The organism is Secundilactobacillus muriivasis (genome assembly GCF_054785195.1).
In genome coordinates this window covers 1-11,861 of sequence record NZ_BAABMI010000036.1, presented here as the reverse complement: position 1 = coordinate 11,861, position 11,861 = coordinate 1, and the positions used below count along the sequence as shown (strand labels likewise).

Annotated in this window: 10 protein-coding genes; 2 read left to right on the top strand and 8 right to left on the bottom strand. The window is 46.7% G+C overall.

All coding sequences use genetic code 11. The features are described from left to right. Positions 1-11: 11 nt before the first annotated feature. The 4 genes from opp3b to ACYVR3_RS09560 all read right to left on the bottom strand — a co-directional run bounded on the left by opp3b (position 12) and on the right by ACYVR3_RS09560 (position 5,400). Entirely contained in the window at positions 12-941 is a 930-nt protein-coding gene (opp3b, locus tag ACYVR3_RS09575; protein ID WP_057151586.1) for an oligopeptide ABC transporter permease, read from the bottom strand. A 162-nt stretch (positions 942-1,103) separates the two neighbouring features. Next, entirely contained in the window at positions 1,104-2,738 is a 1,635-nt protein-coding gene (locus ACYVR3_RS09570; RefSeq protein WP_461244056.1) for a peptide ABC transporter substrate-binding protein, read from the bottom strand. Positions 2,739-3,378: 640 nt separating this feature from the next. Then, complete coding sequence (locus tag ACYVR3_RS09565) at positions 3,379-3,528, bottom strand: hypothetical protein (RefSeq protein ID WP_461244055.1); 150 nt, start codon at positions 3,526-3,528, stop codon at positions 3,379-3,381. A gap of 216 nt (positions 3,529-3,744) precedes the next feature. Beyond that, on the bottom strand, positions 3,745-5,400 hold the full coding sequence (locus ACYVR3_RS09560; protein ID WP_461244054.1) for a peptide ABC transporter substrate-binding protein: 1,656 nt from the start codon (positions 5,398-5,400) through the stop codon (positions 3,745-3,747). A gap of 281 nt (positions 5,401-5,681) precedes the next feature. Between ACYVR3_RS09560 and hflX the strand changes: the two genes are divergently transcribed. Next, positions 5,682-6,968, top strand: a complete 1,287-nt coding sequence (gene hflX, locus ACYVR3_RS09555; protein ID WP_461244053.1) for a GTPase HflX — start codon at positions 5,682-5,684, stop codon at positions 6,966-6,968. Positions 6,969-7,392: 424 nt separating this feature from the next. On the opposite strand, the gene ACYVR3_RS09550 is transcribed toward hflX, so the two are convergent. The 4 genes from ACYVR3_RS09550 to ACYVR3_RS09535 are packed head-to-tail and all read right to left on the bottom strand — an operon-like array spanning position 7,393 to position 10,294. Further along, positions 7,393-8,046: an amino acid ABC transporter permease gene (locus ACYVR3_RS09550; RefSeq protein WP_461244052.1), complete on the bottom strand. Its 654-nt coding sequence runs from the start codon at positions 8,044-8,046 to the stop codon at positions 7,393-7,395. A 13-nt stretch (positions 8,047-8,059) separates the two neighbouring features. Next, positions 8,060-8,698: an amino acid ABC transporter permease gene (locus ACYVR3_RS09545; protein WP_461244051.1), complete on the bottom strand. Its 639-nt coding sequence runs from the start codon at positions 8,696-8,698 to the stop codon at positions 8,060-8,062. Then, positions 8,695-9,531, bottom strand: coding sequence for a transporter substrate-binding domain-containing protein (locus ACYVR3_RS09540; RefSeq protein WP_461244050.1), 837 nt, complete (start codon positions 9,529-9,531; stop codon positions 8,695-8,697). The genes ACYVR3_RS09545 and ACYVR3_RS09540 overlap by 4 nt, the downstream gene beginning before the upstream one ends. A 22-nt stretch (positions 9,532-9,553) precedes the next feature. Further along, on the bottom strand, positions 9,554-10,294 hold the full coding sequence (locus ACYVR3_RS09535) for an amino acid ABC transporter ATP-binding protein (RefSeq protein ID WP_461244049.1): 741 nt from the start codon (positions 10,292-10,294) through the stop codon (positions 9,554-9,556). A 977-nt stretch (positions 10,295-11,271) separates the two neighbouring features. Between ACYVR3_RS09535 and ACYVR3_RS09530 the strand changes: the two genes are divergently transcribed. Beyond that, positions 11,272-11,861 (top strand): nuclease/transposase family protein (locus tag ACYVR3_RS09530; RefSeq protein WP_461244048.1); only part of this gene is annotated, 590 nt, incomplete at its 3' end.

Genomic DNA, 11,861 nt, shown 5'->3' with positions numbered 1-11,861 from the left:
TTTCCTCCCACTTATTTACTGGTATTCGTAATTCGGATTCGTGGATCGATAATGCCGTAGACGATGTCGGTCAGTAACAGCACTAACATCAACAGCACACTATACATAATCGTGACGGCCATGATGGTTGGGTAGTCGTTGGTCAAGATCGACTTAACGAATTGTTCCCCGATCCCAGGCACTGAGAAAATGTTTTCGATAACCATTGACCCGGTCATGATGTTAACGGCCAATGGGCCGATGATGGTGACCACCGGAATCAGACTGTTCCGCAAAGCATGGTGATAAATCACGCCCCACTTACTCATCCCTTTAGCCGTTGCCAGCTCAATGTAATCCGAATTCAAAACGTCCACCATTTCCGTCCGGATAAACCGGGCCGTATCGGCGAACGGTGACGCCGCTAACGCAATCGTTGGTAGGACAGTGTAGGAGAAGCCGCCCCAGTCGGCAATTGGGAACCAGCCCAATTTCAAGCCAACGTAGTACTGTAAGATAACCGCCAACACGAAACTTGGAATGGAGATCCCAAGAATTGAGACGATGGTTGTGGTCGAGTCAACCCAGGTATTTTTCTTAATGGCCCCTAACGCACCGACTAAGATACCGGGAATGACCCCTAAGATCATGGCTTGTGCCCCTAAGATCAATGATGGTCCGATCCGGCTAGAGATCAGGTATGAGACGGGTTGGTCACTAAATTGGAACGAGGTCCCAAAGTCACCGTGGAAGATCCCGCCCACGTAAATCAGGTACTGTTGCCAAACCGGTTTTGTCAACCCGTACTGCTTCAAGATCAAGTGTTGTTGCGCCGGTGACAGTTTTTGCTGGTTGGTCAGCGGTGTCCCGGGCAGCAGCTTCATCATAAAGAACGTGACGGTGATGACGATGAATAACGTTAATAGCAGATAAAATATCCGCTTGCCTAAATATTTCGCCATGAAGCTACCTCTCCATTCTACTAACTATTAATTAAACGCGTTGAGCACGATTGCTCAAAAATGAGTGCTATGTAAAAGTAAGGATTGACGCAGGTCGATCCTTACCTCCACTAGAATTTTCAGCAACTGACCTAAATCAGCCGTTGGTTAACTTAATTGACTCTACTTCGCATCGCTGATATAAGCGTGACTAAAGTCCCATTGGGCGCCAGTTGGGAAGTACACGACCCCTTTGACCTTGGTCTTCAGCATCTGCGCTTGGGTTTGTTGATACAGTGGCACGACCCCTTGTTGTTGCATCAGGGTCTTTTCAGCTGTGGTCAGGTCTTGCCAGCGCGCCGTCGCATCGTTAGCGTCCTTCCCCTCAGCGTTCTTCACCGCCGTGTCGTAAGTGCTGTTTTGCCACTTGCCACGGTTGTAGGCGTTGGTCGATGTAAACAGTGAACTAAACGAAATCGCATCTGGAAAATCGGCGATCCAGCCACCAATCACCATGTCGAAGTCGCCGTCATTAGAGCGACTCAACCGAACGTTAAACGGCACGTTGCTGGTAGACAATTTCAATCCCGGTAACTTGGTCAACTGACTTTGGATAAATTCCGCGGTCTTCTTACCGTTTGGCGTATCATCCGCCAACAATTCCAGCGAGATGCTGGATTTACCAGACTGTTTCAGCGCCTGCTTCCAGAGCGCCGTTGCCTGTTTCAGGTTGTACGCCGTCCCGGATTTAACGTAAGCGGCTTTCGCAAAGTCAGTCTCCTTATACTCAGCTAAATTCGTTGGGACAAGGCCCTTGGCTGGTTGCGAGCCATCCGCCAACACGTTTTTGGTTAACTGCTGACGGTTGATTGCTAATGAGATGGCCTTCCGCGCATTAACGTTATCCTTGAAGAAGCCCTTGCGCTGGTTCAATTCCAGATAGAAGGTCGAGGCCCCGTTACGAAGCTGCATTTCCTTATCATGCTTCAAATGTTGATACTGGGTGCCATCGGTGATGATTTCATCCACCTTGCCACCCTGATACTGACTGTACCAAGTCCCTTGATCCTCGATGACTTGGAAGTTGATGCGGTTCAGCTTCGTGGCATTGGCGTTCCAGTACTGCTTATTCTTCACCAAATGCCAGCTATTATTGGTCCCCGTCCAACCGGTCAGTTTAAACGGCCCGTTGTACACGGCGTCAGTTGCGTTAGCCGCGTACTTACTGCCGTACTTTTGAACGACCTTTTGGTTTTGCGGGAAGAAGGCCGGTGAGCCCACGAGGTATTTGAAATAACTCTGGGGTTTCGACAAGGTCACAACAACCTTATACTTACCGTCGGCCTTAACCCCCAACTTAGACGGTGCCAGTTTACCCTTATTCACCGCATCATAGTTGGCCACGTGGTCGAACAAATAAGCGTACTGAGACGCCGTACTTGGTTTGACCGTCCGCTGCCAACCATAAACAAAGTCCTGCGCAGTGACGGCATCGCCATTGCTCCACTTGGAATGGCGCAGATTAAACGTCCAGGTTTTCCCGTCCTTTGAGACATCATAGGACTTCGCAACGCCGGGCTTTACCTTAGCGTTTGCCGCCAAACGTAACAGCCCTTCATCCACGTTATTCAGTGCTTTGCCACTCACAACATCGGTCGATTTAGACGGATCCATGGTGGGCAAGTTAGCCGTTTCGACCCAGTTCAGGGTTTGATGAGCGGCTAAATGCTGCTGACTGTTCTTAGACCCACAGGCCGCTAACAACAGCCCGGAAGCCCCAGCAACGATCCCTAATTGCAACGCTCTCCCAAATTTCATGGTGATCACTCCCTACGTATCGCCACAGTTACTTAGTGCAAGCGTCTACCACTAAGTAACAGCCCTGCGTGTCACGATGCACACGCATAAACATCCTACAAGTATAGTACAAGCAATAATGTGTATATTGTATATTAAAAAACCATTAAAATCAATGTTGCTTTATCATCTTAATCGTATAAAAAGCCCTAATCGCTTGATTTATAAGGGTTCACCGAAATGCATATTTTTTCGCTTTGTCGAATAAGTTTTCGTAAAGTTGATAACGCAACGTTTCGGGTGAACGGGGCTCGTTTATGACACCTGTTGTTCGTGTCGCTAGTAATGAGTGATAACGGTCAAGGCTTGTGAAATTTGGCCTCGTTTGCGCGTTAATCATGGGTGATATTGTGGGCACATCCGGTCGATCTGAAAATTTGGGCGCTGGAACGCCATGGGCACGATTCTGAGCCGAAGAACACGTCTCAGAATACGGCCTTTCACTAAGCTGGAAGTTCACCAGCTAAGTGAAATTTCATGGCTGAGGCCCAATTTTCAGACCGACCTCTTGTTTGCGGACTTTCGGCAGCGAAACCGCACTCCCGAAAATTCATCATGAAGGGCTAAACTGTCGTACGATGATAATTGCGGAACGTCTCAATCAACGTTGAACAGCAACGTTATCGTATCGGGTGAATAACACATTCAAGTGCGTTAAGCCAATATCAGAATGGATTGCAGTTTGTTCATCACCGTTATGAGACATCAACTGATAACCGATTCTAACGATTGTCGAATCAACATCACTCATGGCAATTCTGCGGCAGGTTGTGTAGCTACGCCCATGAGATGATCCCCGATAGTAACAACTCACACCAATATGAACTTAGCCGCTTACCGGAATCGACAGTTAATACAAATCATAGTGCTTCATAAAGTGGCATAACTAAATAATCCCCTATATGACCAAAAAGTCACCCACCACAAAGTGAGCGACTTTCGATTTTAACCTGGTGAGGTAACCGCGTTACTTCGCCACGTACATTTCCTTAAAGTTGAATGGTGTGCCGGCCGTGTTGTAGATCAAGCCCTTCACCTTTGGATTCAACAGTTGTGGCATCGTGACTTGATACAGTGGGATGACCCCTTGGTCCTTCAACAAAACCTTTTCAGCTGAAACCATATCGTTCCAACGTTGTTGGTCTTGGCCAGCAGGTGCGTTATCGGCAGCCTTGATGTAGGCGTCGTACTGCTTATTGGTCCATTGACCGTTGTTGTACGAGTTGGTTGAGGTCAAGATGTCCAAGTCAGTGGATGGGTCTGAGTAATCGGCCCCCCAGAGGGTCAAGACCATCTGGAATTGGTGCTTAGCTGACTTATCCAACCGTTGCTTGTAAGGAATGGCTGAAACCGTCACGTGCAAGCCTGGCAATTCCTTTTGGAGTTGTGATTGGACGTATTCGGCGGTGTTCTTTTCACGTGGTGTGTCGTCAGACATCAGGTTGATGGTCAGTGACTTCTTGCCAATTTCCTTTAAGCCTTCCTTCCAAAGTTGCTTGGCTTTCTTGGCGTTAAAGGTAATGCCAACGCCTTTGCTATCAGCATCGGTGGTAAAATCAGCGCCGGTCTTAGGGTTCTTGGCCAAACCTTTAGTGACAAACCCTGGTGCGGCAATTGAGCCGTCGCCCAACACGTTCTTGGTAAACGTCTTGCGGTCAAGCGCGTATGACATCGCTTGACGAATCTTCAAGTTTTTGAAGGCTTTAACCTTCTTTTGGTTCATTTCCAAATACCCAGAACGGGCTTCGGGACGCACATTCATCTTCGAGTCCTTCAGCATGTTCTTCACTTGACTACCGCTCAAGACGGCTTCGTCAAGCTTGCCACTCTGGAACAGGTTCAACGCAGTCCCGGAATCCTTGGTGACTTGATCCTTCAAGGTCTTCAAGTGGACGTTCTTAGCATCCCAGTAGCTGTTGTTCTTAACCAGTGACCATGAATCGTTGGTCCCAGTCCAGCCCTTGATCTTGTATGGACCATCTGACAACACGCCAGTTGCCTTAGTCCCGTACTGTTTGCCTTGGGCCTTCACGAATGATTCGTGTTGTGGGAAGTATGGCACGAAGCCTAACAACAGTTTGAAGTATGGAATGTTCTTATCCAAGGTGACCTTCAGACTGTATTTGCCAGTTGCTTGGACCCCTAACGTGCTAACAGCCTTCTTGCCCTTCATGATCTGATCGGCGTTCTTCACACCGGAGAAGATGTAGGCGTACTGGCCACCGGTCTTGGGATTCACCGTCCGTTGCCAACTATAAACGAAGTCTTGGGCCGTCACTGGATCACCGTTACTCCACTTGGCATGACGCAACTTGAAGGTCCACGTTTTACCGTCCTTGGAAGTGGTCGTCTTCGTCGCCAACCCAGGTTCAACCTTGTTGTTTTCCCCAAGTCGGTAAATGCCTTCGTTGGTGTTGTTCAGCATGTTCATACTGATTTCATCCGTTGCCAGCGAAATATCCATGGTCGGTAACTGCGAACTTTCCATCCAGTTAACCGTTTGATCTGACGCATAACTCCCATTACTACTTGATGACGAGCTTGATGACTTACCGCCACAGGCCGTCAACGTTAAAGCGACTGCCGCAACAGCCCCTAACCCTAATATTTTTGAAACTTTCATTGAAGTTCCTCCCCAATCACAACTTAAAATAATTGCTGTTAAATAAGTACGCCATTAATTTTAGCTTTGGTCTATATTAAAATCAATGGTGAATACTATTATTTTACTGTGGATTTTGTAATTAATATCCAATTTTCGCTCATCCATTTCTGATTTTGCCTGACGACCTAGGCCACTTCGGTATCGCCATCATCGGGACGTGGCCTGATAACCAGGTCAGCGCCCAAGATGTGCTATACTGAACTAACAGAAACCAATTAATGATTAAGGATGGTGACAACATGGATCAAAGCGAACTTGTTCCCGTACTCAATATTGGGTTGAACACAGGCCGCTATAACTTCGACTACGCCATGGCTGAATTAAAGGCCCTTTCAGTGGCCAATAACATGCACGTCGTCGAAACCATCGTACAAAACTTAAACCAACCAGTTGCCGGCACCTACTTTGGGACCGGTAAAGTTGAAGAACTTCGCGATGCCGTCATTGACACCGGCGCTGAAATCGTCGTTGCCAACGATGAATTGACCCCTAGTCAAATTCGGAACCTAGAAAAGGTCGTTGACGTCCCCGTGATGGACCGGACTGGCCTGATTCTGGCAATCTTCGCCAACCGGGCACAAAGCCGAGAAGCGAAGCTCCAAGTTGAACTGGCGAAGTTGCAATACCAGATGCCCCGTTTACACACGGCCATGAATCAACGACTGGACCAACAAACTGGGACCAGTGCTGGCGGTGGCTTTACCAACCGTGGGGCTGGTGAAGCGCAAGTCGAATTGAACCGACGGACTATCCAGCGTCAGATCAACCACGTCCGTCATGAACTCAAGGATGTTAACAAATCGGCTGAGGTTAAACGCCAGCAGCGTGAGCGGGTGCATTTACCTAACGTGGCTTTGATTGGCTACACCAACGCCGGTAAGTCGACCATCATGAACGAGTTGATCAAGCGCTTTGGGATGAACGATGACAAGCAAGTCATGGTGAAAAACATGCTGTTTGCCACGTTGGATACCAGCGTGCGTCAGCTTCAGTTCGCCGATGCCAAGAAGTTGTTGCTAAGCGACACGGTTGGGTTCGTTTCACAATTACCAACCACCTTGGTCGAAGCGTTCAAATCCACGTTGTATGAAGCTGCTAACGCCGACCTCTTGGTTCAAGTAGTCGACTACTCCAGCGACAATAAAGCGGACATGATGGCCACGACCCGTAAAACACTGACTGAAATCGGCGTCCCGGATCTGCCAATGATCACCGTTTATAACAAGGCCGATTTGACCGACACCGATTTTCCAAGTCGCGCGGGTGATGAACTGATCGTTTCAGCTAAGGATGAGGCTTCAATCGACATGCTGGTTGACGTGATCAAGGAAAAGGTCTTCACGAACTACGTAACGGCGACCTTCTTGGTTCCGTTTGCGAAGGGTGACGTGGTTTCTTATCTGAATGACCATGCTTCAGTTTTGAAGACTGATTATCTGGCTGAGGGCACTCAGGTCACTGCTGAGGTGACGACGATCGATTTTCATCGGTTTGAGGCGTATTTGGTGGATGAAGGTAAGGATTAGTTGAGTTTGAGTTTAGATTATTGGACAGCAAAAAACGTACGGCCGTGGTGGTCGTACGTTTTTTTGTTTGGTTTGTCGATGTTCTCGAGACTAAACGAATTCCGCAAGGCAGAGAGCTGCATGTAAGGCAACTTCAGTAAAACCGCCCAAAGCCCGGGATACGGCGTTAAGAATACCAAGTGGAATTGGCAATGTTCATTACGATTACATAATTTCGGCGCCATTTGAATTTCTTGTTGGCAATAATTGGTTATGTTTGTGAGGCTTGCTAACGTTACCGTTTTGATTAGCCTGCGCCGAAACGAGTTTTACAAAACAGAGACCTGCACATAAGCCCATCTCACCACAAACCCCAAAAACCGGGGTTTATGGTGAGATGGGCTTATGCTCCGGTCTCTAACCGTTTTGTTCCACTCTCTACGACTTAGCTCAGTCTCTTTTCCAATCCCCTCGAAACCAACGACAGCGCATAACAAACAATAAAGTACATGATGGCGATCATCAAGAACATTGGTAAGATATACGTCGTGTTTTGGCCATACACGATTTGCGCGTTATGCATCAGGTCTGGTAAGACGATGATGGTGGCCAATGAGGTATCCTTGATCAGTGAGATAAATTGGCTGACCAACGCTGGTAACATTTTCTTCATCGCTTGTGGCAAGATAATCTTGAACAAGGCTTGGCTATAACTCAGACCATTAGCCCGAGCGCCTTCCATTTGGCCAGGATCCACCGCAACGATCCCTGAACGGACAATTTCGGCGATCATCGTTGATTCGAAGATGATCATGGCTAAAATTGTGGCCCAGACACTGCTTGGTCGGAAGCCCAGGTTAGGCAAACCGAAGTAGGTAAAGAAGATGATCAACAGCAATGGCAGGTTCCGGATAATATCAATGATCACCCCAACCACTGGTGAGACGACCTTGATGTTCACGTAACGAATGATCCCTAAAATCGAGCCAATCACATAGCTCCCAGCAATGGAGGCAATCGACACGAGTACCGTGATCCAAAGGCCTTCCAGTAAGTAACGCAGGTTGATCCATGAATATGCGTCAATAAAGTCTTTCATTCGATTGCACCCCCTATGCTAATTTCTTTTCGAGATAACGCATCCAGTAACTCAATGGTAACGTAATGATCAAGTAGAGTAACCCGACACAAATGTAAGTGCTCATGGTACTCAATGAATCTGATGCGATGACGTTACCTTGATACATCAGGTCAAATCCAGCCACGAAGGCAAGGACTGATGAGTTCTTCACCAAGTTAATGAATTGGTTGCCCAATGGTGGAATGACGTAACGGAAAGCTTGTGGCAAGATGACGTGTTGCATCGATTGCCAGAAGGTCAGGCCGTTCGCCCGTGCACCTTCCATTTGACCAGGATCAACTGATTGGATCCCGGCCCGAACCGTTTCAGCGATGAAGGCTGAGGTGTAGATCGTCAACCCAATCGTCCCGGCGGCGAAACCGTTGATTTTAACCACAAACATTGGAATCACCACGAAGAAGAACATCGTGATAACCAACAGTGGAATGTTTCTGAAAACTTCAATGTAGATCCGGGCAATAACCCGTAACGTCTTAATTGGGGTGGTTTCAAAAATCGCAAACATCGATCCAATAATCAAACTAAAGAACAGTGCGATGACACTACATAGTAAGGTCTGACCGAATCCATAAAGCAAGTCACCACCGTAATGAGCGAAAATTGCTGTCATCGTTCCATCTCCTTATAATTGAACCCAGCGACGCTGCCGAACCACTTTTTCAATAGTCGGTTATATTCGCCACTCTTTTCGACTTGTGTCAACGCCTTGTTGATGTCGCCCTTAAATTCGCCTTGGCCCTTGTTGATGGCGATCCCGTAAGGTTCCTTGGTAAAGGAGCCGCCAACCAATTCGTAACCTGGGTTTTCAACTGCCATCCCGGCTAAGATCCCGTTATCAGTGGTCAACGCTTGACCTTGACCGGATTTCAAAGCCGTCATAGCTTGCGCGTAATCAGATAGTTGAAGCACTTTGGCCTTTGGTGCGGCCTTGGCCATGTTTTGAACGGAAGTTGACCCAACAACCCCAAGGACGGTTGCGCCCTTCTTATTGAGGTCCTTCACGCTCTTAATGCCGCTCCCCTTCTTAACCAAGAGAGATTGGCCGGCATCAAAATACGACCGGGAGAAGTCAACTTGCTTTTCCCGTTCTGGCGTAATGGTCATCGTGGCCATGATGGCATCAATGTTCCCGTTATTTAACAGTGAGATCCGGGTTTGACTTGTTACTTGAACAAAGCTTGCCTTCCCCTTTGATCCCAACATCTGCTTGGTCAACGCCTTTGCCAAGTCGATTTCAAATCCTTTGATTCGGCCGTCTTTAACGTCCATCAACCCAAATAACTTGGTATCGGCTTTGACACCCCAAGTAATCGTGTTGGTTTGCTTGGCCCGCGTCACAACGTTTTGGTCGGATAACGCTTTACCCGAACCACACGCCGTTAAGACCAACAGCACCGCTAAGGCCGACACGATTAATCCGACTCTTCGGAATAACTGTTTCATGTTTTTCGTCCCCTCCGCTCGTTTAGTGCGTAATGATCTTGCTTAAGAACTGACGCGCACGTTCGTTGGATGGTTGCCCGTCGAAGAACTTCTCCTTGCTGTCATCTTCCAAAATCTGACCGTCAGCCATGAAGATAACCCGGTTGGCCACTTCACGCGCGAAGCCCATTTCGTGGGTCACCACCAGCATGGTCATATCGGAATCTCGTGCAATATCCTTCATAACGTTCAACACATCATCGATCATTTCAGGGTCCAACGCACTGGTTGGTTCATCAAATAATAGTGCCTTAGGCTTCATTGCCAATGACCGCGCGATGGCGATCCGTTGTTGTTGCCCACCAGATAATTGGGCTGGTAATTTAGGTGCTTGGTCCGCTAAACCAACTCGGTCTAACAGGTCCATCGCAAACTTCTTGTTTTCTTCTTCTGGTCGATGCAGCACCATCCGTGGTGCCAGCATGATGTTTTCCAAAATCGTTTTATTGGCGTACAGGTTAAAGTGTTGGAACACCATCCCGACGTTCTTACGAATCCGGTTCATGTCAGTTTTCTTGTTGGCTAAATCTTGACCGTTAACGATCAATTGACCCTTTTGGATTGTTTCCAAGCCGTTGATCGTCCGAATCAAGGTTGACTTCCCAGAACCTGATGGGCCGATCAGCACAACCGTTTCCCCTGAATCGATCGTTAAGTTAATATCGTGCAGGGCATGGTAATCGCCGTAGTATTTTTCAACATCGTGAAATTCAATCATTGACATAATAGTTTCCCCTCCGCCTTTTATGAATAATAGAACGGCATCCTGGAGACTGCCGTTCTTCTGAGTTTCGCTAATTTTGCAAGTGATCATCGCAGGAACAACCGACAATTCGGTGCCCAATTTCATTCGCTTTTAATTTTAACTCAATAATAATTCTAAACCAAAATCATCAGTTGGTCAAAATAATTATTGGCAAAAAGCGCGTAGTTCCGGCCTATCATCGACCGAAAAATGCGTTATAAAAGGCTTCATAGGATATATGATATTTATCAAAAATGCGATAATTTATTCATTTATTTAACTGGCTTATATAACGCATTAAATTTGGCTTAGAATCGCGGTTTAATGACCATTGGCAACCGTTATTGTTAGATTATCTAACTGATAACTTGTAACAATAAGGTTTTATTATAGCATAAATATGGTTGGTGTGCTTGATTGAGGGTGAGCCAAAACTCGTTTAGGTCCCAGAATATAAGAGAAAGGTCCCGTGGATTCCTGGTTTTGGAATCTACGGGACCTTTCTCTTATATGGCCGGGGCCTGAGTTTTGGCGCAGGTTTAGGCTCGGTAATAGTCTTGATACTCAATCAAATTTTTAGCTTACTTTGAGTTGAGAAACTGGTTTGCTGTTTACCAATATCGCCTTTAATCAGCTTTGTGTTTGAGTGGTATTGGTGATTGCTACTATTATTATTGACCACGAAGTTCGGTTGTTTAGTGTTTTACTGAAAGTTAGGCGTAATGCCCCGGTTTTTAAACCGGGGATGTAAGCCCGTTTGCTTAACGCTATTTTGATACTTAGCTTTAAAATTTTTCCACTTTTTAGCATTCTGGTGGTTGTTTCGCACATCTTGATATAATCGACAAGAAATGGGGCAATTTTTTCTTGGTGCACCGACTTTGTCTAAAATGAACATACGTTCTTGATGGACACTTCTTTTCTTATTAAAATTAACTTATAAATTACAAAGGGAGGTGCTTATCATCAAAGGCAAAATGTCTAACGAACGTAAACAGGCTATCAAGGCTCGAATGAAGGCAGTTAAGGCAACCTTCACTTACAGTTTTGGTTTCCAAATTCGGGTCTACCCCAGTGCGCAACAAGCTGATATTATGTTGTTCAACTGCCATACTGCTCGCTACATTTATAACGCCAAAGTCTTTCGAGATTGGGGCTCTAAGCAACACGCGAAATGGCTGAACACTGATTCTCGGTTAGATACCAACATGCCGAGCATGGCGATCCGCAATTATCAAGCGTCTTGGAACATGTGGCGCAAGGTCAACTCAGCCGGGACACCAAAACCCAAACGTAAAGACCAATATCGATTCAGTTATCAAACAAAGAACAGCTATCCGGCTAAGTCTCGTAAAGCTGGTGAGGATATTTTTAATGGTGCGAAAGTTAAAGTGACTGATTCTCACCATATTCAAATCCCTAAAGTTGGGCGTTTAAAAGCGTCGGCTAACAATATTAAGCATTTGCCACATGAAAAAGGTGTCCGAATTGGCGTAACCACCATTAAACAGGAACCGAATGGTGCTTGGTATGTGTCCTTTCAAAT

Bases quoted from the DNA above. Each gene is read 5' to 3' on its own strand.
- opp3b (WP_057151586.1), bottom strand. From the start codon at position 941: ATGGCGAAATATTTAGGCAAGCGGATATTTTATCTGCTATTAACGTTA.
- ACYVR3_RS09570 (WP_461244056.1), bottom strand. From the start codon at position 2,738: ATGAAATTTGGGAGAGCGTTGCAATTAGGGATCGTTGCTGGGGCTTCC.
- ACYVR3_RS09565 (WP_461244055.1), bottom strand. From the start codon at position 3,528: ATGAGTGATGTTGATTCGACAATCGTTAGAATCGGTTATCAGTTGATG.
- ACYVR3_RS09560 (WP_461244054.1), bottom strand. From the start codon at position 5,400: ATGAAAGTTTCAAAAATATTAGGGTTAGGGGCTGTTGCGGCAGTCGCT.
- hflX (WP_461244053.1), top strand. From the start codon at position 5,682: ATGGATCAAAGCGAACTTGTTCCCGTACTCAATATTGGGTTGAACACA.
- ACYVR3_RS09550 (WP_461244052.1), bottom strand. From the start codon at position 8,046: ATGAAAGACTTTATTGACGCATATTCATGGATCAACCTGCGTTACTTA.
- ACYVR3_RS09545 (WP_461244051.1), bottom strand. From the start codon at position 8,698: ATGACAGCAATTTTCGCTCATTACGGTGGTGACTTGCTTTATGGATTC.
- ACYVR3_RS09540 (WP_461244050.1), bottom strand. From the start codon at position 9,531: ATGAAACAGTTATTCCGAAGAGTCGGATTAATCGTGTCGGCCTTAGCG.
- ACYVR3_RS09535 (WP_461244049.1), bottom strand. From the start codon at position 10,294: ATGTCAATGATTGAATTTCACGATGTTGAAAAATACTACGGCGATTAC.